The sequence below is a fragment of the Pseudomonas sp. PA15(2017) genome, assembly GCF_001945395.1.
Taxonomy (GTDB): domain Bacteria; phylum Pseudomonadota; class Gammaproteobacteria; order Pseudomonadales; family Pseudomonadaceae; genus Aquipseudomonas.
This window is the reverse complement of record NZ_MSXV01000024.1, coordinates 11,164-31,964: the sequence shown is the minus strand read 5'-3', so window position 1 is coordinate 31,964 and position 20,801 is coordinate 11,164. Positions and strand designations below refer to the sequence as shown.

General features: G+C 65.8%; 22 protein-coding genes. 14 read left to right on the top strand and 8 right to left on the bottom strand.

Going from position 1 to position 20,801, the window contains the following annotated elements:
• Window positions 1–70 precede the first annotated feature (70 nt).
• From BVH03_RS08920 to BVH03_RS08900, 5 genes are all read left to right on the top strand, one after another.
• On the top strand, window positions 71–1,177 hold the full coding sequence (locus BVH03_RS08920) for a glycerophosphodiester phosphodiesterase (RefSeq protein ID WP_075960831.1): 1,107 nt from the start codon (window positions 71–73) through the stop codon (window positions 1,175–1,177).
• 68 nt (window positions 1,178–1,245) lie between these two features.
• Window positions 1,246–2,622 (top strand): DUF2868 domain-containing protein, encoded by a 1,377-nt coding sequence (locus tag BVH03_RS08915; RefSeq protein WP_075960830.1) that lies wholly within the window; start codon window positions 1,246–1,248, stop codon window positions 2,620–2,622.
• Window positions 2,615–4,033: a GTPase/DUF3482 domain-containing protein gene (locus BVH03_RS08910; RefSeq protein WP_075960829.1), complete on the top strand. Its 1,419-nt coding sequence runs from the start codon at window positions 2,615–2,617 to the stop codon at window positions 4,031–4,033. Before BVH03_RS08915 ends, BVH03_RS08910 begins: the two co-directional genes overlap by 8 nt.
• Window positions 4,030–4,302 carry a hypothetical protein gene (locus BVH03_RS08905; protein ID WP_075960828.1) on the top strand — a complete coding sequence of 91 codons (273 nt, stop codon included), beginning with the start codon at window positions 4,030–4,032 and terminating at the stop codon, window positions 4,300–4,302. The genes BVH03_RS08910 and BVH03_RS08905 overlap by 4 nt, the downstream gene beginning before the upstream one ends.
• A 15-nt stretch (window positions 4,303–4,317) precedes the next feature.
• Entirely contained in the window at window positions 4,318–4,635 is a 318-nt protein-coding gene (locus BVH03_RS08900) for a cupin domain-containing protein (protein ID WP_075960827.1), read from the top strand.
• 172 nt (window positions 4,636–4,807) lie between these two features.
• Here the strand turns inward: BVH03_RS08900 and BVH03_RS08895 are convergent, their stop codons facing one another.
• Window positions 4,808–5,689 (bottom strand): DMT family transporter, encoded by an 882-nt coding sequence (locus BVH03_RS08895; protein ID WP_075960826.1) that lies wholly within the window; start codon window positions 5,687–5,689, stop codon window positions 4,808–4,810.
• Between the two features lie 90 nt (window positions 5,690–5,779).
• Here BVH03_RS08895 and BVH03_RS08890 point away from each other — a divergent pair, with 90 nt between their 5' ends.
• Entirely contained in the window at window positions 5,780–6,703 is a 924-nt protein-coding gene (locus BVH03_RS08890; RefSeq protein ID WP_075960825.1) for a LysR family transcriptional regulator, read from the top strand.
• Window positions 6,700–7,017: a hypothetical protein gene (locus BVH03_RS08885; RefSeq protein ID WP_083640022.1), complete on the top strand. Its 318-nt coding sequence runs from the start codon at window positions 6,700–6,702 to the stop codon at window positions 7,015–7,017. Before BVH03_RS08890 ends, BVH03_RS08885 begins: the two co-directional genes overlap by 4 nt.
• 69 nt (window positions 7,018–7,086) lie before the next feature.
• Here BVH03_RS08885 and BVH03_RS08880 read toward each other — a convergent pair whose 3' ends face one another.
• The 4 genes from BVH03_RS08880 to BVH03_RS08865 form a co-directional block, all read right to left on the bottom strand.
• Window positions 7,087–7,611, bottom strand: coding sequence for a transposase (locus tag BVH03_RS08880; RefSeq protein WP_075960824.1), 525 nt, complete (start codon window positions 7,609–7,611; stop codon window positions 7,087–7,089).
• A 75-nt stretch (window positions 7,612–7,686) separates the two neighbouring features.
• The gene (locus tag BVH03_RS08875) at window positions 7,687–8,481 is read right to left on the bottom strand and encodes a thymidylate synthase (protein ID WP_075960823.1); all 795 of its coding nucleotides are present in this window, start codon (window positions 8,479–8,481) and stop codon (window positions 7,687–7,689) included.
• Window positions 8,478–9,278, bottom strand: coding sequence for a prolipoprotein diacylglyceryl transferase (lgt, locus tag BVH03_RS08870; protein ID WP_075960822.1), 801 nt, complete (start codon window positions 9,276–9,278; stop codon window positions 8,478–8,480). Before lgt ends, BVH03_RS08875 begins: the two co-directional genes overlap by 4 nt.
• Before the next feature lie 9 nt (window positions 9,279–9,287).
• Window positions 9,288–10,070, bottom strand: coding sequence for a sulfite exporter TauE/SafE family protein (locus BVH03_RS08865; protein ID WP_075960847.1), 783 nt, complete (start codon window positions 10,068–10,070; stop codon window positions 9,288–9,290).
• Window positions 10,071–10,192: 122 nt separating this feature from the next.
• On the opposite strand from BVH03_RS08865, the gene BVH03_RS08860 reads away from it, so the two are divergent.
• Together BVH03_RS08860 and BVH03_RS08855 are read left to right on the top strand one after the other, a co-directional pair.
• Window positions 10,193–10,558 (top strand): hypothetical protein, encoded by a 366-nt coding sequence (locus tag BVH03_RS08860; RefSeq protein WP_075960821.1) that lies wholly within the window; start codon window positions 10,193–10,195, stop codon window positions 10,556–10,558.
• A 2-nt stretch (window positions 10,559–10,560) separates the two neighbouring features.
• Window positions 10,561–11,307 (top strand): NRDE family protein, encoded by a 747-nt coding sequence (locus BVH03_RS08855; protein WP_075960820.1) that lies wholly within the window; start codon window positions 10,561–10,563, stop codon window positions 11,305–11,307.
• A 230-nt stretch (window positions 11,308–11,537) separates the two neighbouring features.
• On the opposite strand, the gene ptsP is transcribed toward BVH03_RS08855, so the two are convergent.
• Window positions 11,538–13,817: a phosphoenolpyruvate--protein phosphotransferase gene (ptsP, locus tag BVH03_RS08850; protein WP_075960819.1), complete on the bottom strand. Its 2,280-nt coding sequence runs from the start codon at window positions 13,815–13,817 to the stop codon at window positions 11,538–11,540.
• A gap of 12 nt (window positions 13,818–13,829) precedes the next feature.
• Window positions 13,830–14,309 (bottom strand): RNA pyrophosphohydrolase, encoded by a 480-nt coding sequence (locus BVH03_RS08845; RefSeq protein ID WP_013793353.1) that lies wholly within the window; start codon window positions 14,307–14,309, stop codon window positions 13,830–13,832.
• 165 nt (window positions 14,310–14,474) lie between these two features.
• Between BVH03_RS08845 and BVH03_RS08840 the strand changes: the two genes are divergently transcribed.
• Window positions 14,475–15,128 (top strand): HAD family phosphatase, encoded by a 654-nt coding sequence (locus BVH03_RS08840; RefSeq protein WP_075960818.1) that lies wholly within the window; start codon window positions 14,475–14,477, stop codon window positions 15,126–15,128.
• Between the two features lie 210 nt (window positions 15,129–15,338).
• Here BVH03_RS08840 and BVH03_RS08835 read toward each other — a convergent pair whose 3' ends face one another.
• Window positions 15,339–15,872, bottom strand: a complete 534-nt coding sequence (locus BVH03_RS08835; protein ID WP_075960817.1) for an SgcJ/EcaC family oxidoreductase — start codon at window positions 15,870–15,872, stop codon at window positions 15,339–15,341.
• 160 nt (window positions 15,873–16,032) lie between these two features.
• On the opposite strand from BVH03_RS08835, the gene BVH03_RS08830 reads away from it, so the two are divergent.
• The 4 genes from BVH03_RS08830 to BVH03_RS08815 are packed head-to-tail and all read left to right on the top strand — an operon-like array spanning window position 16,033 to window position 20,676.
• A complete protein-coding gene (locus tag BVH03_RS08830; protein ID WP_075960816.1) occupies window positions 16,033–17,220 on the top strand; it encodes a sensor histidine kinase in 1,188 nt (395 codons plus the stop codon).
• Complete coding sequence (locus BVH03_RS08825; protein ID WP_075960815.1) at window positions 17,217–17,885, top strand: response regulator transcription factor; 669 nt, start codon at window positions 17,217–17,219, stop codon at window positions 17,883–17,885. Before BVH03_RS08830 ends, BVH03_RS08825 begins: the two co-directional genes overlap by 4 nt.
• The gene (locus BVH03_RS08820) at window positions 17,882–20,206 is read left to right on the top strand and encodes an ATP-binding protein (protein WP_075960814.1); all 2,325 of its coding nucleotides are present in this window, start codon (window positions 17,882–17,884) and stop codon (window positions 20,204–20,206) included. Before BVH03_RS08825 ends, BVH03_RS08820 begins: the two co-directional genes overlap by 4 nt.
• Window positions 20,203–20,676, top strand: coding sequence for a response regulator (locus BVH03_RS08815; protein WP_013793359.1), 474 nt, complete (start codon window positions 20,203–20,205; stop codon window positions 20,674–20,676). Before BVH03_RS08820 ends, BVH03_RS08815 begins: the two co-directional genes overlap by 4 nt.
• Window positions 20,677–20,801 lie beyond the last annotated feature (125 nt).

The window sequence follows — 20,801 nt, the reverse complement described above, 5'->3', positions numbered from 1 at the left end:
CTGCATTGTCATGCGCGCGCCATGGTTGATGGTGCAGGCTAACCCTTCAAATCGCCAGGAAGCCCTCTCCATGCCGACCCACCAGCCCCGCGCGCTGCTGCTCAGCGCACTGCTCGCCCTGCCCTTCACCGCCAACGCGGAACAACCGGCAGCCCCCACCGCCAAGCGCGCCGACGACGGCAAGCCGCTGATCATCGCCCATCGCGGTGCCAGCGGTTACCTGCCCGAGCACACCCTGGCCGCCTATGCGGTCGCGGTGCTGCAGGGCGCCGACTACATCGAGCCCGACCTGGTGATGAGCAAGGACGGCCAGCTGTTCGCCCGCCATGACAACGAGCTGGGCTTGACCACTGACGTGGCCAAGCACCCGGAGTTCGCCAACCGCAAGCGCAAGCAACGCATCGATGGGGTCGAGCTCGATGGCTGGTTCAGCGAGGACTTTACCGCCGCCGAGCTGAAACGCCTGCGCGCCATCGAACGCATCCCCGATATCCGCCCAGGCAACACGCGCCTGGATGGCCAGTTCGAGATCCCGACCCTGCAGGAAATCATCGACCTGGTGAAGGCACTGCAGGTCAGCCAGGGCCACGAGATCGGCCTGTATATCGAGACCAAGCACCCTGCACACTTCCAGCAGCTCGGGCTGGCCATGGAAAAACCTCTGGTCGAGGCGTTGGCCCGAAACGGCTATCGCGATGCCCAGGCGCCGGTGTACATCCAGTCGTTCGAAGTGAGCAACCTCAAGGCACTACGCCAGCTCAGCTCGCTGCGCCTGGTGCAGCTGTACGGCAAGGGCCAGCCACAGGATCAGATCGTGCAGGGCAACCCGCTGACCTACGCGCAGATGGCCACGCCCGCTGGATTGAAGGCAGTGGCCGAGTATGCCAATGGCGTCGGCCCGGAGAAGGGTTACGTTATACCACGCAAACCTGACGGCAGCCTGGGTGAGCCGACACGTTTTGTCACCGATGCCCATGCCGCCGGCCTCAAGGTTCATCCCTACACCTTCCGCGCCGAAAACCAGTTCCTGCCCACCGACCTGCAACGGGGCAACGACCCGGCCACCCGCGGCGACATCGACGCCGAGCTGCGCGCCTTCCTGGCCACGGGCATCGATGGCCTGTTCATCGACCAGCCGGATATCGCCGTGCGCCTGCGCGACGCCGTCAGCCGGTAACTGCGAGCTGTTGTCATTCACCACGCAGCGGGTATGCTCCCGGAGACTGACACTCACCGGGAGATCGCGTGTCCCTACCCAAGCTGCAACGTCTCTGGCTCTGCGAGGCCGTGCGCCTGCGCGAAGAACATGCCGGCCTGCTCGAAGACAGCGAAGCCAACCGTCGTGCCCAGGTAGCCGGCGGCGACCTGGCCACCCGCATCGAACACCGCGCCCTGCACCTGGCCGAACGTGACGGCCAGGCGCAGGCGCAGCGCCACTGGCTGCAGGGCGCGCGCCTGGCCCTGCTGCTGCTCGGCTTGCTGGCCTTGGCCAGCGGCGCCGGTCTGGCGGTAGCGGCCCTGGGTGACGGGCAGACGCCGGTCAACGTGTTCTGGGCCTTGGGCAGCCTGCTTGGCCTGCATATTCTGATGCTGCTTGGCTGGTTGCTCGGCCTGTTGTTCGGCGGCGGCCAGGGCGCGGTGCTTGGCCGCCTGTGGCTGTGGCTCAGCGACAAGCTGGCCCGCGATGCCAGCGCACTGCACACCGGCCCGGCCCTGGTTCTGCTGCTACGCCGCCAGCGTCTCAATCGCTGGCTGGTCGGCATGGCCGTACACGGCCTCTGGCTGGTGGCACTGACCACCGCCCTGGTGATGCTGCTGGCGCTGCTCTCTACCCGCCGCTATGGCTTCGTCTGGGAAACCACCCTGCTCGGCGGCGACACCTTCGTCGCCCTGACCCAGGCCCTGGGCGCATTACCTGGTCTGCTCGGTTTTCCGGTGCCCGATGCCGCCACCATCCGCGCCAGCGGCGACAGCCCATTACCACTGGAAGCCGCCCGCCATGCCTGGGCTGGTTGGCTGATCGGCGTGCTGGTGATCTACGGGCTGCTGCCGCGCCTGCTGCTGGGCCTGGTGTGCCTGTGGCGCTGGCGAGCCGGCACGTCCAGGCTGACCCTGGACCTGTCGCAACCCGGCTACGACCTGCTGCGTGACCGCCTGCAACCCAACAGCGAGCGCTTAGGCATCTGCGATGCCGAACCGACGCAGTTGCATCGGGTGCAGCCGGCTGCCGGCGTGGCCGCAAGCGACGGTGCGCTGCTGGTGGCGATCGAACTGGACGACCGTCGCCCCTGGCCGCCGGCGCTGCCCAAGTCGATAGCCGACGCCGGGATCATCGACAGCCGTGAGCAACGCCGTCAGTTGCTCGACCAGCTCACCCGCTTTCCGCCGGCGCGCCTGGCCATCGCCTGCGACCCACGGCGTTCACCGGACCGCGGTAGCCTGGCGCTGCTCGCCGAACTGGCCCGCAGTGCCGGCGAAACACGCATCTGGCTGCTGCAGCCACCCCAGGGCGAGACCCTCGACAGCGAGCGCCTCGGCGACTGGCACAAGGCACTGGACGACCTGCAACTGGCCCATCGCGACAGCTCGCCCCTGACCTGGCTGGAGACTGGCCATGACTGACTTGCTGCGCACTGTTCGCTCCGCGCCTGAGTCCGCCCTGCGACTCGCCGTGGTCGGCCATACCAACGTCGGCAAGACCTCGCTGCTGCGTACCCTGACCCGTGATGTCGGCTTCGGCGAAGTGTCCCATCGCCCCAGTACCACCCGCCATGTCGAAGGTGCACGCCTGTCGGTGGACGGCGAGGCGCTGCTGGAACTCTACGACACGCCGGGCCTGGAAGATGCCATCGCCCTGCTCGACTACCTCGACCAGTTGGACCGCCCCGGCGAGCGCCTCGACGGCCCGGCGCGCCTGGCGCGCTTCATGGAAGGCAGCGAGGCGCGCCAGCGCTTCGAACAGGAAGCCAAGGTGCTGCGCCAATTGCAGGCCTCGGACGCCGGCCTGTATGTGATCGACGCCCGCGAGCCGGTGCTGGCCAAGTACCGCGACGAGCTGAACGTGCTGGCCATGTGTGGCCGGCCGCTGCTGCCTGTGCTGAATTTCGTGGCCAGCGCCAACCACCGTGAAGACGACTGGCGTGAGGCCCTGGCGCGCCTCGGGTTGCATGCCCTGGTGCGCTTCGACAGCGTGGCGCCGCCGCTCGATGGTGAACGTCGCCTGTACGAGAGCCTGGCGCTGATGCACGAAAAATCGCGCCCGCAACTGCAACGGCTGATCGACGATCATGAAGCCCAGCGCGTGGCCCGCCACCGCAGCGCCAAGCGCCTGATCGCCGAGCTGCTGGTCGACTGCGCCGCCTGCCGGCGCAGCGTCGCCAACCAGCCGGAGCTGGCCAAGAGCGCCATCGAGGAGCTGCGCGCTCAGGTGCGCCAGCGTGAACAGCGCTGCGTGGAAGCCCTGCTGCGCCTGTACGCCTTTCGCCGCGAGGACGCCCGCGCCGATGACCTGCCCTTGCTGGACGGCCGCTGGGGCGAGGATCTGTTCAACCCGGAAACCATCAGGCAGCTGGGCATCCGCCTGGGTGGCGGCGCCGCGGCGGGTGCAGCGGCCGGCGCTGGTGTCGATCTGCTGGTCGGCGGCCTGACCCTGGGCACCGCTGCCCTGGCCGGCGCGCTGCTCGGCGGTGGCGCGCAGACCCTGCGCAACTACGGCTCGCGTCTCAAGGGCAAGCTCCAGGGCCAACGCGAGCTGACCGTCGACGACGCCGTGCTGCGCCTGCTCGCCCTGCGCCAGGAGCACCTGCTGGCCGCGCTGGATCAACGCGGCCACGCGGCCGTCGAAGCGGTGCGCCTGGGCACCCTGCAGGACAGCCAATGGCGCGAAGGCAAGCTACCCGGTGCCCTGCGCGTCGCCCGCGCACGGCCGGAGTGGTCGTCGCTGAACCCAGGCGCCCGGGTCGATCAGGCCGAGCGCCAGGAACAGGTCGAACGCCTGGCTCGGGAGATCGGCTCGGTGCCGAGCGCGTCATGACCCTGTGCGCCGAGCTGGCCGCGGTGCTGGCCCGCGAATTGAGCAGCGGCAACCGCCTCGGCCAGGCGCCGCATCGCGCTGGCTGGCCGCAGCCCGACTCGCTGTTCGCCGCCCTGCGCGATGATTTCAAGAGCGACCTCGCGCATCTGCCGGCCTGCCTGCAGCACGGCTATTGCAACGATCCCCATTACGGCTGGTACGAAGAACTCTACTGCCGTGATCACCACCATCTGCTGGTCGCCGGCGTGCCCAAACCCGGCCGCCGCTGAACACGAGCCCGTCCGATGCCCATCGCCAACCTCTTTCATGACAGCCTGCCGCCTGCCGAGGGCGAACGCTTCGACACCCTGCTCAGCCTCCGCAACCTGCAGATCGAACGGATTCTCAGCTCGTCACGGATCGAGTCGGTGGACTACGTGCAGGAACAGGATGAGTGGGTACTGCTGGCCCGCGGCGAGGCAAGCATGACGGTGGCAGGTGAAGCGGTCGAGCTGACCGCGGGCGACCATCTGTTCCTGCCCGCCGGCACGCCCCATCGAGTCGAGCGCACCAGCGAAGGCGCGCTATGGCTGGCAATTCATTTGCACCCCAACAACCCGTAGGCCGGGTCGAGCGCAGCGATACCCGGGATTTGTGCAAGCCCTTGCCATCGTCCCGGGTTACGAAACCGGCAATTACAGTTAACTGTGGGAGCGCGCCATGCGCGCGAAAAATCCTGGGCCTGGACAGGTCTCCCACGTTTTACCGCCGATGTCCGCCTATGCGCCAGGGCCCTCAACGCCTGAGCAGGCTCGTCCACAGCGTCGCCGCGACGATCAGAAAGCCGCCGATCCACGCCTGCACGCTCAACTGCTCGCTGAGCCACAGCACCGCGAACAGCGCGCCGAACAGCGGCTCGCTGCCCATCAACAGCGACACCCGGGTCGGGCTGCTGCGACGCAGCGCGTAGTTCTGCACGAAAAACGCGAACAGCGTGGCGAACAGCACCAGGTACAGGGTGCCGACCCAGAACGCTGGCTCCACCGGCAAGGCAGGCAAACCGCCTGGCAGGACGATCACCCCGAGCAGCAGGCAGCCGAAACCGATCACCCCGGTCTGTACCGCGGTCAGCGCCAGGGCCGGCACCTGGGTGTGTGCGGTCAACCGGCCGGTCAGGCACACCAGCACGGCGCGCAGCAGCGCCGCCAGCAGCATCAGGCCGTCGCCCAGGTTGAACTGCAGGTCGACGCCACCGCTGAGCAGCCAGGTGCCGAACAGCGACAGCGCGACGGCCGGCAGCAGCCGCGAGTCGGGACGGCGATCGAGCATCAGCCATTCCACGAACGGCGTGATCACCACGCACAGGCTGATCAGGAAGGCGGCATTGCTCGCCGAGGTGTGCAGCACGCCGTAGGTTTCGCACAGGAAGATCGCCAGCATCACGCCACCCAGCGGGATGCCGGGAGCCCAGGCCTGGCGCCCCTCGCCGCGTAGCTGTGGCAGCAGGACCAGGAAGGTCAGACAGAAGCGCACGGCGAGAAAGCCCAGCACCGGGTAGAACACCAGCGCCTCCTTGGCCACACCGTAGCTGGTGCCCCAAACCATAGCGACCAGCAACAGGAGCACATCACTGGCCTGCAGCAGGCGCGAAGGGGAACGGCTAACCAGGGTGGACATGGGGATACTTCCTGAAATTGGTGAGGAGCGCATTGTCCATTGCGTCCCTGATCGTGATAATCCACTAACTTTGAACAACACCTGTTCCTCATGCGCACGAATCTTACCCCCCAGCTGCTCCCCTATCTGGCCATCTTCGTGCGCGTGGTCGAGGCCGGTAGTTTCTCGGCCGCGGCCCGCCAGCAGGGCAGCACGGCGTCGGCGGTGAGCCGGCAGATCGCCCATCTCGAGCAGACCCTCGGCGTTCGTCTGCTCGAGCGCACCACACGGCGCCTGCGCCTGAGCGAAGCCGGCAGTGAAGTATTCGAGCGCTGCAAGGACATGCTCGATGCCGCCCAGGCTGCCCTGGATGTAGGTGAGCGGCTGATGAGCCAACCGCGCGGCCGGGTGCGCCTGAGCGTGCCAAAGGCCTTCGGGCGCTTCCTGGTCATGCCGCTGATTCAGGACTTTCTGCAGCGCTATCCGGAAGTGGACGTCAGCCTCAACCTCAGCGACCGCAGCCCGGACCTGATCAGCGAGCAGTTCGACCTGCTGGTGAGCATCACCGACCAGCCGCCAACGGCTCTCGCGGGTCGGCCGCTGTGCAATGTCCAACAGTTGCTGTGTGCAAGTCCCACCTATCTGCAGCGCCAAGGCACGCCGCAGCATCCGAGCGAACTGGTGCGCCATGTCTGCCTGTATCTGGACGAAACGCCGGACGATCACCGCTGGCACTTCAGCAATGGACCGGAGCAATGCGTGGTGACGGTGGGCGGCCGCTTCGCCAGCAACCACAGCGAGGTACGCCTGAATGCCGCGCTCGGCCACCTGGGCATCACCTGCCTGCCGCACTTCACCGCCGCCGCGGCGCTGGCCAGCGGTGAGCTGGTACGGGTGCTGCCGCAGTGGCGCTACACCGGCTCGTACCAGGGCACCGCGTGGATTCTCTATCATCCCACCCGCCACCTGCCGCCCAAACTGCGGGTGCTGATCGACCACCTGGCCGAAGGGCTGGGCAAGGGCCCATCGCGATGACAAGGCTCTGGCAGTGGCTGAAACGGCGGCGCCTGGAACGGCAGCCGGTGGATACCGCCGGGCACATCACGCTGGAGAACATCGATACGCAGGTAGGCAACCGCCTGCTGGAAACCCTCAAGGCCGAGGGTTGGCGACAGGTCGCGCAATACAGCCCGCTGGCGTTCGACAAGGGCATCGATTACGACAGCTACCGCCTGCGCCGCGGCCTGGATGAGCTGAGGCTTGAGTGGGACAACTGGTTCGAGTGGAAACTCAGCGGCCCGAAGGAACTCGTCGAGGCGATCGGAGAGCGGTTTTCGTTGGGCCCCTGAAAGATTCTACCCCGTAGGGTGGGCTTCAGCCCACCAAGCCCAACCAAGCTGCCGTACGAAAACCAACCTTCATTCGCCAAAGTTTCCACTATCGTCGTAACCACCCCAATCCATCGGAAGAACGCCTCGCTCAACGTACCGATGGAAACTGGAGAACGGCCAATCCGCGGCACACCTGGCTAAACCGTGCTTCACCGGGTTGTAGTGGATGTAATCGACATGTCGGGCGAGATCTTCCTCGTCACGTACCTGATGCTCCCAGAAACGCCTCTGCCATATCCCTTTCTCGCGCTTTCTGTACTTGCTGGCGCTTAGGGATGTGGCTCTGGGAAGCGCGTGGGAAAAGTGACTCTTGATCAGCGCCCAGCGTTGCGAGTAGTCACTGTCGCCATTCGGCAATGTCCAGATCGCATGCAAGTGATCAGGTAGCACGCAGATAGCGACGGTCTCAAAGGGCAGTCGACCGCAGGCCTCGGAGTAGGCTCGACGCAATAAGGAGATATTTTCGACCAGCAAATCAGACTGCCGATCCGCAAGCGTGACGGTGAAGAAGTAGGTTCCGCCAGGAACCGATTGGCGGCGGTAGTTCGACATGGGCAGTTCTTTGCCTGATCGTCAGTAGCTGGCCAGTGGTGGGCTGAAGCCCACCCTACCATCTGGCAGTCCGAATCAGACCGCCACCGGCGCCTTGATATGCGGGTGCGCTTCGTAGCCGACCAGTTCGAAATCCTCGAACTTGAAGGCGAACAGGTCTTTCACCTCGGGGTTGAGTTTCATGGTCGGCAGCGGTAGCGGCTCGCGGGTCAGTTGCAGGTCGGCCTGTTCCAGGTGATTGGCGTAGAGGTGGCAGTCGCCGCCGGTCCAGATGAACTCGCCCGGCTGCAGACCGCACACCTGCGCGACCATCAGGGTCAGCAGCGCGTAGCTGGCGATGTTGAAGGGCACGCCGAGGAAGATGTCGGCCGAGCGCTGGTACAGCTGGCAGCTCAGCTTGCCGTCCGCCACGTAGAACTGGAACAGCGCGTGGCACGGCGGCAGGGCCATCTGCTCGACCAAGGCCGGGTTCCAGGCCGAGACGATCAGGCGGCGCGAGTCGGGGTTGCTCCTGATCATCGCGATCAGCTTGCTGATCTGGTCGACCGACTCGCCATTGGGCGCCGGCCAGTTGCGCCACTGGTAGCCGTACACCGGACCGAGGTCGCCGTTCTCGTCGGCCCACTCGTCCCAGATACGTACGCCGTTGTCCTTCAGGTACTTGATGTTGGTGTCGCCCTGCAGGAACCACAGCAACTCGTGGATGATCGACTTGAGGTGGCACTTCTTGGTGGTTACCAGAGGAAAGCCGTCGGCCAGGTCGAAACGCATCTGGTGAGCGAACACGCTGTAGGTGCCGGTACCGGTGCGATCTTCCTTGAAGGTGCCGTTTTCGCGCACGTGGCGCATCAGGTCGAGATACTGTTTCATCGGGCCACCTCCACGGTTGCTTGGCGCTTGTAGGCGTAGACCATCAGGCCCAGGCCGGCGAGAACCATCGGCACGCACAGCACCTGCCCCATGGTCAGCCAACCCCAGGCCAGATAACCGAGCTGGGCGTCCGGCACGCGGACGAACTCGACGATGAAGCGGAAGATGCCGTAGCACACCGCGAACAGCCCGGAGACGGCCATGGTCGGGCGTGGTTTACGCGAGTAGATCCACAGGATGACGAACAGCGCGACGCCTTCCAGGGCGAACTGGTACAGCTGCGACGGGTGGCGCGGCAGCGGCCCGCCAGTCGGGAACACCATGGCCCAGGGTACGTCGCTGACCTTGCCCCACAGCTCGGCATTGATGAAGTTGCCGATGCGCCCGGCGCCCAGGCCGATCGGCACCAGCGGCGCGATGAAATCCATCAGCTCGAAGAAGCTCTTGCCGTTGCGCCTGGCGAACCACAGGGTGGCCAGCATCACGCCGATCAGGCCGCCGTGGAACGACATACCGCCCTTCCAAACTTCGAGGATCAGCAGCGGGTTGGCGATGTACGCCGGCAGGTCGTAGAACAATACGTAACCCAGGCGCCCACCGACGATCACCCCCATGGCCACCCAGAACACCAGATCGGAGAGCTTCTCCTTGCTCCAGGTCGGGTCGAAAGCATTCAGGCGCCGCGAGGCGAGGAACCAGGCACCGCCGATACCGACCAGGTACATCAGGCCGTACCAGTGGATCTGCAGGAAGCCCAGGTCGAGGGCGACCGGGTCAATATTCGGGTAAGGCAGCATCAGGATTCCTCACAACAGAAAATTCAGGCCGACGATAAACAGCAACAGGGCAAACAACCGTTTGAGCACCCGCGGTGACAGGCGATGGGCCAGCCGCGCGCCCGTACGGGCGAAGAACACGCTGGTCAGCGCGATGCCGAGCAGCGCCGGCAGGTACACGTAACCCAGGCTCCAGTGAGGCAGACGCGCGTCGCCCCAACCCAGCCACAAGTAACTCAGGGCGCCGGCGGCGGCAATCGGCCAGCCACAGGCCGACGAGGTCGCCACCGCCTGCTGCACGGACACACCGCGCCAGGTCAGGAACGGCACGGTCAGCGAACCGCCGCCGATACCGATGATCGCCGAGGCCCAGCCGATCACGCCACCGGCAGCGCTCAGCCCGGTCTTGCCCGGCACCTCGCGGCTGGCCCTGGGTTTCAGATCCAGTGCCAACTGCAGCGCCACGCACAGGGCGAACACGCCAATGATCTTCTGCAGCACCAGGCCGTCGATGGAGTCAGCCGTCAGCGCGCCGAGTGCCGAGCCCAGCACGATGCCCACCGTCAGCCAGACGAACAGCCCCCAGCGCACCGCACCGCGGCTATGGTGCTCGCGCACGGCATTGACCGAGGTGAACAGGATGGTCGCCAGCGAGGTGCCCACCGCCATATGGGTCAGCACGGAGGCATCGAAGCCCTGGGCGGTAAAGGCGAAGATCAGCACCGGGACGATGACCATGCCGCCACCGACGCGGAACAGCCCGGCCAGCAGGCCTGCGGCGGCACCGAGCAGGATGTAGAGAAGGAAGATCATGGTGTGCTCTGCGAAGCGATGCGGCATGGTAGCGGAAGCAGCCCGCAGCCTCTAGTTTTGGCGATGGATGCCACACGATGCTTTGCGTAGAGTGAGGGCTCTCCCAGACAGCGAACTGCACCGTGGCCAATACCTTTTACCTGCGCATCGCCTGCAATCATCTGCACCTGACCCATCTGGAAAGCGCCCGCGTAACGGTACTGGAGGCTGACCCGCCCTTCAGCAATCAACGTCTGCTGGTGGCGGATTTCAGCATCGCCGACCGCTTGATCGCAAAGACAGTGCAAGGCCTGATGCCCAAGCGCCTGACCTTTCTCAATGCCGCACCCAAACTGTTGATCCAGCCACTGGAGCGGCTGGAAGGCGGCCTTTCCCAGGTGGAAGAGCGCATTCTGATGGAGCTCGGCATGGGCGCGGGAGCGCGCAAGGTCGTGGTACATGTCGGCGAAATTCTCGACGCCGCTGGCGTACGCAGCAGGCTGAAATAAACATGTGCCTGATCGTCCTCGCCTGGCGCCCCGGCCACGCCTTGCCGCTACTGGTCGCCGCCAACCGCGATGAATTCCATGCCCGCCCGACCGCCGCCATGGCCGAGTGGCCGGATGCACCTGGGCTGATAGCCGGGCGCGATCTGCAGGCTGGCGGCACGTGGCTGGGCATCGGCCCCGAGGGCCGCTTTGCCGCCCTCACCAATATCCGAGACCCGCAGGCCGAGCAGGGCTCTCGTTCGCGGGGTGAACTGCCGCTGCGCTTTCTGCTGGGGGATCTTGGGCCGGACGCTTTCCTGGACCAGTTGCGCAGTACGGCACGGGACTATGGCGGTTTCAATCTGCTGGTCGGTGATGACCGCGCGTTGTGGCATTTCGACTCGGCGAGCGACCGGGCCACGGCGCTGGCGCCCGGCATCCATGGCGTCTCCAATGCCGGGCTGAATACGCCCTGGCCCAAACTCGAGCGTGCCAAAGCGGCACTCGCCACCGTTCAGGACGAAGCGGACGAGACTGCGCTGTTCGCGCTGCTGGCCGACTCCACGAAGCCAGACGATAAGGTGCTGCCGAATACCGGCGTTGGCAGGGAGCTGGAGCGGCTGCTCGGCAGCGTGTTCATCACCAGCCCAGCCTACGGCACCCGTGCCAGCACGCTGCTGTTCGGCTACGGCGATGGAAGGCGACGGATCATCGAACGCAGCTTTGGGCCTGCTGGGATGCCGATTGGTGAAGTGGGGTTTGAGCGATAGGCCGGCAGCAGCCGCTACTTAGCTATTTCCTGCCGGAGCGCGCCATGCCCGCAAAAGCAACACGGGCATGGCCCGTTCCCGCAGGGCACCAGAACTCACTTTACTTCGCAGCGCCCCACAAAGCCTGGCTCTGGCGCCGAGTTGATCGCCGCAGATGAAGATTGCAGAGCCAACTGTAACGTGAGCTTTAGCCCGTCAACTCGGGGACAACTCTTGCCTGACAACTGCCTTTAAGCCTGAATATCCGACGCCGGGTTGATCATGCGGCCCAGGCCCAGGTTGCGCAGGGCCAGTTGCAGGGTGCTGTGGATGACCTGCGGATTGTCGATGCGCATGGCCTGGCCAAGCAGGTCCTTGGCCTTGCTGAGGCTGATCTGGCGCAGCAGCCACTTCACCTTCGGCAGGTTGGTGGCGTTCATCGACAGGCTGTCGAAGCCCATGGCCATCAGCAGCACGGCGGCGCTGGGGTCGCCGGCCATTTCGCCACAGATGCTCACCGGTTTGCCTTCGGCGTGGGCATCTTCGACCACCTTGGTCAGCGCCTGTAGCACCGCCGGGTGGAGGAAGTCGTAGAGGTCGGCAACCCGCGGGTTGTTGCGGTCCACGGCCAGCAGGTACTGGGTCAGGTCGTTGGAACCGACCGACAGGAAATCCACCTGGCGGGCCAGGTCGCGGGTCTGGTAAACCGCGGCGGGAATCTCGATCATCACGCCGATGGGCGGCAGCGGTACGTCGGTGCCTTCGTCGCGCACCTCGCCCCAGGCACGATGGATCAGGTGCAGGGACTCTTCCAGTTCCTGGATACCGGAAATCATCGGCAGCAGGATGCGCAGGTTGTTCAGGCCCTCGCTGGCCTTGAGCATGGCGCGCACCTGCACCAGAAAGATTTCCGGGTGGTCGAGGGTCACGCGAATGCCGCGCCAGCCCAGGAAGGGGTTGTCTTCCTTGATCGGGAAGTAGCTCAGGCCCTTGTCGCCACCGACGTCCAGCGTACGCATGGTCACCGGCAGCGGATGGAAGGCGGTCAGCTGCTCGCGGTAGATGGCCAGCTGTTCCTTTTCGCTGGGGAAGCGGTCCTTGATCATGAACGGCACTTCGGTGCGGTACAGGCCGACGCCCTCGGCGCCGCGCTCCTGGGCGCGCACCACGTCAGCGAGCAGGCCGGTGTTGACCCACAGCGGCATCTGGTGGCCGTCGAGCGTCTCGCAGGGCAGCGCGCGCAGGGCGTCGAGGCCCTTGGTGAGCTGGCGATCCTCCTCGACCACATCGGCGTACTGCTTGCGCAGGATCTCGCTGGGGTTGGTGAACACTTCGCCGTGGTAACCGTCGACGATCAGCTGGATGCCGTCGATCTTCGAATACGGCAGCTCGACCGCACCCATCACTGTGGGAATGCCCATGGCACGGGCGAAGATCGCCACATGGGAGTTACCCGAACCCTGCACCGACACCAGGCCGACCAACTTGCCCTCCGGCACTTCGCCAAGCATTGCCGGCGACAGCTCTTCGGCGACCAGGATGCAGTTGTCCGGATATACCAGGGTCTGCTGGCGGGCCTGCTGCAAGTAGGCGAGCAGACGGCGGCCCAGGTCGCGGACGTCCGAGGCACGCTCGCGCAGGTAGGCGTCGTCCATCAGCTCGAAGCGGTTGATGTGTTCGCTGACCACATGGCGCAAGGCACCCTGGGCCCACTGGCCGGTCTTGATGACGTTGACCACTTCGTTACCGAGGGCGGCGTCTTCGAGCATCATCTGGTAAACGTCGAACAGCGCGCGCTCTTCGGGGCGCAGCTGGGTCGCCATGCGCTCGGAGAGGTTGCGCATGTCGGCGCGCACGCCTTCCAGGGCGTTCTGGAACAGCTTCAGCTCGGCATCGATGTCGCCGATGCTCTTGTCCGGCACCACTTCCAGATCGGCCGGTGGCAGCACCACCACGGCGGTACCGACCGCTGCGCCGGGCGAGCCCGGCACACCGATGAACTTGGCCTCCTGAATGCCCTTGCCCTGCTTGCCCAGGCCGCGGATCGAACCGGTGGCCTCGGCGTGGGCGATCACCCCGGCGAGCTGCGCACTCATGGTAACCAGGAAGGCTTCCTCGCCTTCGTCGAACTGGCGACGCTCCTTTTGCTGCACGACGAGCACACCCATCACCCGGCGGTGGTGGATGATCGGTGAGCCGAGGAAGGAGGCGTAGCGCTCTTCGCCGGTTTCGGCGAAGTAACGGTAACGGGGGTGTTCGGAGGCGTTTTCGAGGTTCAGCGGCTCTTCACGGGTGCCGACCAGGCCGACCAGGCCCTCGTTGGGTGCCATGCTGACCTTGCCGATCGAGCGTTTGTTGAGGCCATCGGTGGCCATCAGCACGAAACGGTTGGTCTCCGGGTCGAGCAGGTAGACCGAGCACACCTGGGTGCCCATGGTTTCCTTGACGCGCTGCACGATGATGCCCAGCGCCGCTTTGAGATCCTTGGCGGCGTTCACTTCCTGGACGATCTTGCGCAGCGTGTTGAGCATGCCTGACCCTGCCTAATCCCGTGCCAGCAGGCGCGGTGCGAGTTCCTTGAGTGCGCGACGGTAGACTTCGCGCTTGAATGTAACCACCTGCCCCAACGGGTACCAATAACTGACCCAGCGCCAGCCGTCGAACTCCGGCTTGCCGGTCAGGTCCATACGCACCCGTTGCTCGTCGGAGGTCAGGCGCAGCAGGAACCACTTCTGTTTCTGGCCGATGCACAGCGGTTGGCTGTGCGTGCGCACCAGGCGCTGCGGCAGACGATACCTCAACCAGCCCCGAGTGCAGGCGAGAATTTTCACGTCCTGCTCTTCAAGGCCCACTTCTTCGTTCAGCTCGCGGTACAACGCTTCTTCCGGCGACTCGCGGTCATTGATACCGCCTTGCGGGAACTGCCAGGCATCCTGGTTAATTCGACGCGCCCAAAGCACCTGGCCGACATCATTGGTGAGAATGATGCCGACGTTGGGGCGAAAACCATCAGGATCGATCACGGCACACAACCTCGTAAACGCATGTCTCCGCATTGTTCCACAAAGCTCGCGACAGCGGCAACGCGCTCGGATGGGACTGCATGGCGGCCCGTCGCGCGGTTTTCACCGAGCCGGCAAAGCCGCTATTCTGGCCGCCTCCATGGCCCTGTATGAAGAGGTGATTCTGTGCGTTTGGCTTTATTCGATCTCGACAACACCCTGCTTGGCGGCGACAGCGACCATGCCTGGGGTGACTGGCTGTGCGAACGCGGCATCCTCGACGGCGCCACCTACAAGGCGCGCAACGATGCCTTCTATCAGGACTACCTGGCCGGGCGCCTGAATATCACCGACTACCTGAACTTCACCCTGGCTATCTTCGGCCGCACCGAGATGGCCCAGCTCGACGCCTGGCACCGTGAGTTCATGGCCGAATGCATCGAGCCGATCATCCTGCCCAAGGCCCTGGAGCTGCTCGACAGGCACCGCGCGGCCGGCGACAAGCTGGTGATCATCACCGCCACCAACCGCTTCGTCACCGCCCCAATCGCTGCACGCCTGGGCGTCGACACCCTGCTGGCCACCGAATGCGAGATGGTCGACGGTCGCTACACCGGGCGCACCACCGATGTGCCGTGCTTCAAGGAAGGCAAGGTCACCCGCCTCAATCGCTGGATGCAGGAAGGCGGCTTCAACCTCGACCGCTCGACGTTCTACAGCGACTCGATGAACGACCTGCCGCTGCTCGAGCAGGTCAGCTATCCGGTTGCCGTTGACCCGGATCCCAAGCTGATGGCCGAGGCAGAGCATCGCAACTGGCCGATCATGTCGTTGCGCTGAGGTTTTACCGCGCAAAAAGACAAGCCGGCGCACAGCAGGCCGTGTGAAAACGTAGCGAGCGAAGGTCAGGCAAGGCAAAAACCGGCGAAAAAGCGCAGTTTACGAGCTGTAAATGAGCATTTTGAGCCGGTTTTTAACGCCGCATGACCGAGCGCAGTAGTTTTCACACGGCCTGAAAGGCGCCGGCTTCTTTGCGTCTGTACGCTGGGCTTACAGGTGCTTGGCCTTGCTGGCCACCGAGGTCGGCACCACTTCGGGCATGGCCGAAGAATGGTGATTGAGGATCTTCCACTGCCCGTCGACGAGCGTGTAGACGAAGGTGTAGCGCGCCTGCACGTCGGACTTGTTGCCGGCGGCGTCGGTCAGGTGGAAGGTATACACGCCGCTGTCCAGGGCGGTAGTCGGGCCCAGACGGCGGATTTCCCGGTAATTGATCTCGCCAACCGGCTTGAGCGCCAGGAAGTGCTCGAAGTAATCGCGAATTTCTGCCGAGTTGGCGCGCACGCGGTTGGAGACGGTCGGCTGCAGCACCGCATTGGCGCTATACAAGCTCACCACCTTGGCCACATCACCGCTCTGCAGGGCCTGGTTCCACTGATCGAACAGCCCGGCCACCTCGCGATCGGCGGCTTCGGCCGGTGCCGTCGCCACGCTGTCGTAGCGATACGGTTGTTGCTCGGGTGCAGCCAGCAGTGGGGTACTGGCGCAGAACAGCAGGGCGGTGGCGATGGCATGCACTTTCATGATCGTTTCCTGTTTTGGGTTGACGACGCCACTGTGCCTGGCACCCATTCGTCCGCCATCGGCTGGTTGGCGGCATCGGCCTATGCCGATCGGCAGATGGGCGAACAGCGGGTAGAGTCGATTTAATGGGATGATCGCCACCTGACCCGCGCCGCTCGCGCTGGAGAGCCCCATGCACAATGACGACAGCAGTGCCCTGGCCTTGCGCAGCCAGTACCGCCAATGGGAAAGCCGGGCCGCGCGCCTTAGCCTGCTGGTCGATACCGGCCGCGAACTGGGCGCGCTGTCTCCTGCACAAATGAGTAAACGGGTGCTGCAGCGCGCCTGCGCGTTCTGTGCTCTGGACAGCGGCGTGGTGACCAGCGACCTGGGCGGCGAGCCGCTACTGCTGGCCAGCCATGGCGCCCTCTCCAGCGAGCAACAGGTGGCGCTGCTGGCCCTCAGCGACAGCGCCACGCCGCAGGCCCAGTGCCTGTTCATCGACAAGGGCGGCCTGCAACTGGTCATACGGCTGCCGCTGGCCACGGCCCAGGGCCAGACCTTCGGCAGCGTCTTGCTGGCCAGCTCGGTGAAGATCAACCCGCCCGACGACGAGGATCTCGAATCTCTGCAACTGCTGGCCACGTTGTTCGCCGCTCACCTGGAAACCCAGCGCCTGCATGGCGATCTGCTCGCCCGCGAGCGCACCATGTCGGAGCTGGTGCGGCGCCTGCTCAACGCCCAGGAAGACGAGCGCCGGCGCGTGGCCTACGACCTGCACGACGGCCTCGCCCAAACCTTGGCCGGCCTGCACCAGCGCCTGCAGGGTTTCGCCAGCCAGTGCAGCGCACTGCCCGATGCCCAGCAGCGCGAACTGGGCACCATTCTCGACCTGGCCCAGCGCTGCGTCCGTGAGGGGCGCCAGGCCATCAACGGGCTGCGTCCGCAATTGCTCGATGACTTCGGCCTGCTCCACGCCCTCGACAAGGAAGCCGACCGCCTGCGTGACGCCGGCTACCGGGTGCAGTGGCTGCAACGCAGCGATGCACGGCTGGCGGCCAATGTGGAAATCACCCTGTTCCGTATCGCCCAGGAAGGTATCAACAACATCCTCAAGCACGCCGGTCCGTGCAGCGTGCGCGTGGCCCTGAGCCACAGCGAAGCGGGCGCGCAGCTGCATATCGAAGACGACGGTCGTGGTTTTGACGCCTCCGGTGAGCGGCCGATCGCCGGCAACAGCGGTCTGGGCCTGGCCGCCATGCACGAACGTGCCAGCCTGCTGGGCGGCCACCTGGATTGCCAGAGCAAGCCAGGCCGGGGCACCCGCCTGCTGGCTCGAGTGCCCGACACCGAGGAGCGTGCGCCATGACCAAGCCCCTGCGCCTGGTACTGGCCGATGACCACGAAGTGACCCGCGCCGGCTTCGTGGCCATGCTCGGCGGTTGTGACGAGTTCGAGGTGGTCGGCCAGGCCGCCGACGGCGACAGCGCGCTGCAACTGTGCGAAAGCCTGCAGCCGGACATCGCCATCCTCGACATCCGCATGCCCGGCCTCAACGGCCTGGGCGCCGCACGCCTGCTGCAGCAGCGCCTGCCGCACCTGAAAGTGATGATGTTCACCATGTACGACAGCCCCGAGCACCTGGAGGCAGCCATCGGCGCGGGCGCCGTGGGCTATCTGCTCAAGGACGCCACCCGCGACGAGGTGATCGCCGCCCTGCGCCGCGTGGCCGCCGGCGAGGAAGCGTTGAACAGCGCAGTCAGCGCCCGCCTGCTGCGGCGCATCGCCGATCGTAGCTCCACCGGCGCGCCGCCTACCGATGCGCTCACCAACCGCGAACGCCAGGTACTGGGCCTGGTGGCGGGCGGTTTCAGCAACCGCGAGATCGGCGAGAAGCTCGGCATCACTGCCGGCACGGTGAAAACTCACGTCGCCAAGCTGGGCGTGGCCGACCGCACCCAGGCGGCGGTGCGCGGCATCGCCCTGGGCCTGGTCGCGCAACCGGCCGCCGACTGGCCGGGCGCCGCCCCATGATGCGGCGCCTCGACAACGCCTGGGCGGATCTGCCACTGCGCGGCAAGGCGCTGGTCGGTATCTCGCTGCCGCTGGTGATCCTGCTGATGTCGCTGGTACTGATCTATTTCACCGAGCGGCAGACCGCCCGCGCCGAGGAGGACGTACGCCGCGTGCTGCAGGTGCAGGGCGACATCCAGGCCGTGCAGACCCTGCTGGCCGAAGGCGCGGCCAGCGTACGCGGTTACCTGCTGACGCGCAGCGACGACTTCCTGCCGGCCTACCAGCAGACCGAGCCGCGCATCGAAGCGGCGCTGGCGCGCCTGGATGCCAACATCCGCGATGCCGAGGTACGCCAGCGCCTGGATCGCATCAAACCGCTGATCAGCAATCAGCTGCATGGCCTGGACGTACTGCGCAACGTCGACCTGCGCCAGGATCAGCAACGGATCGCCGACGTGCTGAGCGAAAGCAAGCGCATGCTCGACACGCTCGGCGGCCAGATCGACGCCATGCGCGTACGTGAAGACGCGCTGCTCGCCGACCGCACCGCCAACGCCGCCGACAATCGCCAGCGCCTGCTGCTGGCCACCCTGTTGGCGGCAGGCTGCGGGCTGTTCGGCGCAATCGTCGCCGTGCTGCTGCTCTCCAGCGGTATCGTCAGCCGCGTCCAGCGGGTGCAACGCAGCGCCCGCCACCTGGCCCTCGGTAATCCGCTCAAATCGAGACACCACGAGCGCGACGAAATCGGCCGTCTGGGGGCCAGCCTCGAGGAAGCCAGCCAGTTGCTGGCCAAGCGCGAGCGCGCCCTGCGCGACAACGAGGAGCGCCTGCGGCTGATCATCGAGGGCGTGCGCGACTACGGCATCTTCGCCCTCGACCCGCAAGGCCACGTCACCACCTGGAACGCCGGCGCCGAGCGGATCAAGGGCTACAGCGAAGCGGAGATCATCGGCCAGCACTTCTCGCTGTTCTATCCGCCCGAGCAGCGTCCGCATCACCCGCTGTACGCCCTGCGGGTCGCCGCCGAGAAGGGTCGCTACGAGGAAGAGGCCTGGCGTCTGCGCCACGACGGCTCGCGTTTCTGGGCCAGTGTGGTGATCACCGCCCAGCACGACGCCAGCGGCACGCTGCGCGGCTTCTCCAAGGTTACCCGCGACATCACCGACCGCCGCGCCGCCGACATCGCCCTGCGCGCCGCCCGCGAGGAGGCCGAGAATGCCAGCCAGGCCAAGAGCGAGTTCCTGTCGCGCATGAGCCACGAGCTGCGTACGCCACTCAACTCGATTCTCGGCTTCGCCCAACTGCTCGACCTGGAGTCGCCCAGGCCCCAGGTCACTCACATCCTGCGCGCCGGCCAGCATCTGCTCACACTGATCAACGAAGTGCTCGACATCGCCCGTATCGAGGCCGGCCGCCTGCCGATGAGCCCGGAAGCCATCGACCTGCAGGGCGTGGTGCACGAAGCCATGACGCTGATCTCGCCATTGGCCGACGAGGCCGGCATCCACCTGCGCCCACTGCCGCCGAGCCCCTCACCGGCCGGCGTGATGGCCGACCGGCAGCGCTTGATCCAGGTGCTGCTCAACCTGCTCTCCAACGCGGTGAAGTACAACCGCCCAGGTGGCGAGGTGCATCTGGACATCGAATGGCGCGGCGAGCGCCTGGCCCTGGCGGTCAACGACAGCGGCGCAGGCATCGCCCCGGCCGACCTGCAGCGGCTGTTCCGGCCCTTCGAGCGCCTGGGCGCGGATCAGCACAGCGAAGGCACCGGTCTGGGTCTGGCGCTGAGCCGCAACCTGCTGCAAGCCATGGATGGCACGCTCGACGTGATCAGCGAGGTGGGCACCGGCAGCCGCTTCGTGCTGAGCCTGCCGGCGGCACCGGTCGAGCCGATAGCGACTCATGACGATCCCTGGCGGCCAAACGCGCCGCCCGTGCTGGCCAACACGCCGCAGAGCGGCAAACTGACCCGCGTGCTGTGCATCGAGGACAACCTGTCCAGCCAGGCGCTGATCGAAACCTTGCTGCAACGCCGCCCGGGCGTGCAGTTGCTGTCGAGCATGCAGGGGCAGCTCGGCCTCGACCTGGCACGCCAGCACCTGCCGCGGGTGATCCTGCTGGACATCAATCTGCCGGACATGACCGGCATCGACGTGCTCAAACGCCTGCGCGCCGACCCGTTGACCGCCGCCATCGCCGTGCTGATGATCACCGCCGATGCCAGCACCGCGGCCCGGCGCGCCATGCAGCAGGCCGGCGCCACGGCGATCCTCACCAAGCCCATTCACGTGCCGACCTTTCTGGCCTTTCTCGACCAGCACCTGCCGGAGCCCGCATGAGCGACGATTACCGCATCCTGATCATCGACGATCAGCGCCCCAACCTGGACCTGATGGAACAGCTGCTGGCCCGCGAAGGCCTGCACAACGTGCTCAGCAGCACCCAGCCGACCCGGGCGCTGGAGCTGTACAACAGCTTCGAGCCGGACCTGGTGATTCTCGACCTGCACATGCCGGACTTCGACGGTTTCGCGCTGATGGAGCAGCTCAACCGGCGCATCCCGCAGAACGACTACGTGCCGCTGCTGGTGCTGACCGCCGACGTTACGCGTGCCACGCGCCTGCGCGCCCTGGCGCTCGGCGCGCGGGACTTCATCAGCAAGCCGCTGGACGCCCTGGAAACCATGCTGCGAGTCTGGAACCTGCTGGAAACCCGCGCACTGTACAAGGCACTGCGGGCGCGCTTGAGCGAGCCGCAACTCGAAGCGCTGCTGCAACCGCTGGTGGCGCAGCGCCAGGGAAGACGCTGACGTTAAAGCCTGTTCAACGCATGAAGCGGCAACTACAAGGCAGAAGCGGACATCGTTGCTTCACCTGTGGGAACGGGCGGGGGCGCCCAGTCCATGCCCGATTTTTCGCGGGCATGGCCCGCTCC

Bases quoted from the DNA above. Each gene is read 5' to 3' on its own strand.
- BVH03_RS08920 (WP_075960831.1), top strand. From the start codon at position 71: ATGCCGACCCACCAGCCCCGCGCGCTGCTGCTCAGCGCACTGCTCGCC.
- BVH03_RS08910 (WP_075960829.1), top strand. From the start codon at position 2,615: ATGACTGACTTGCTGCGCACTGTTCGCTCCGCGCCTGAGTCCGCCCTG.
- BVH03_RS08905 (WP_075960828.1), top strand. From the start codon at position 4,030: ATGACCCTGTGCGCCGAGCTGGCCGCGGTGCTGGCCCGCGAATTGAGC.
- BVH03_RS08900 (WP_075960827.1), top strand. From the start codon at position 4,318: ATGCCCATCGCCAACCTCTTTCATGACAGCCTGCCGCCTGCCGAGGGC.
- BVH03_RS08895 (WP_075960826.1), bottom strand. From the start codon at position 5,689: ATGTCCACCCTGGTTAGCCGTTCCCCTTCGCGCCTGCTGCAGGCCAGT.
- BVH03_RS08890 (WP_075960825.1), top strand. From the start codon at position 5,780: ATGCGCACGAATCTTACCCCCCAGCTGCTCCCCTATCTGGCCATCTTC.
- BVH03_RS08885 (WP_083640022.1), top strand. From the start codon at position 6,700: ATGACAAGGCTCTGGCAGTGGCTGAAACGGCGGCGCCTGGAACGGCAG.
- BVH03_RS08880 (WP_075960824.1), bottom strand. From the start codon at position 7,611: ATGTCGAACTACCGCCGCCAATCGGTTCCTGGCGGAACCTACTTCTTC.
- BVH03_RS08875 (WP_075960823.1), bottom strand. From the start codon at position 8,481: ATGAAACAGTATCTCGACCTGATGCGCCACGTGCGCGAAAACGGCACC.
- lgt (WP_075960822.1), bottom strand. From the start codon at position 9,278: ATGCTGCCTTACCCGAATATTGACCCGGTCGCCCTCGACCTGGGCTTC.
- BVH03_RS08865 (WP_075960847.1), bottom strand. From the start codon at position 10,070: ATGATCTTCCTTCTCTACATCCTGCTCGGTGCCGCCGCAGGCCTGCTG.
- BVH03_RS08855 (WP_075960820.1), top strand. From the start codon at position 10,561: ATGTGCCTGATCGTCCTCGCCTGGCGCCCCGGCCACGCCTTGCCGCTA.
- ptsP (WP_075960819.1), bottom strand. From the start codon at position 13,817: ATGCTCAACACGCTGCGCAAGATCGTCCAGGAAGTGAACGCCGCCAAG.
- BVH03_RS08835 (WP_075960817.1), bottom strand. From the start codon at position 15,872: ATGAAAGTGCATGCCATCGCCACCGCCCTGCTGTTCTGCGCCAGTACC.
- BVH03_RS08825 (WP_075960815.1), top strand. From the start codon at position 17,217: ATGACCAAGCCCCTGCGCCTGGTACTGGCCGATGACCACGAAGTGACC.
- BVH03_RS08820 (WP_075960814.1), top strand. From the start codon at position 17,882: ATGATGCGGCGCCTCGACAACGCCTGGGCGGATCTGCCACTGCGCGGC.
- BVH03_RS08815 (WP_013793359.1), top strand. From the start codon at position 20,203: ATGAGCGACGATTACCGCATCCTGATCATCGACGATCAGCGCCCCAAC.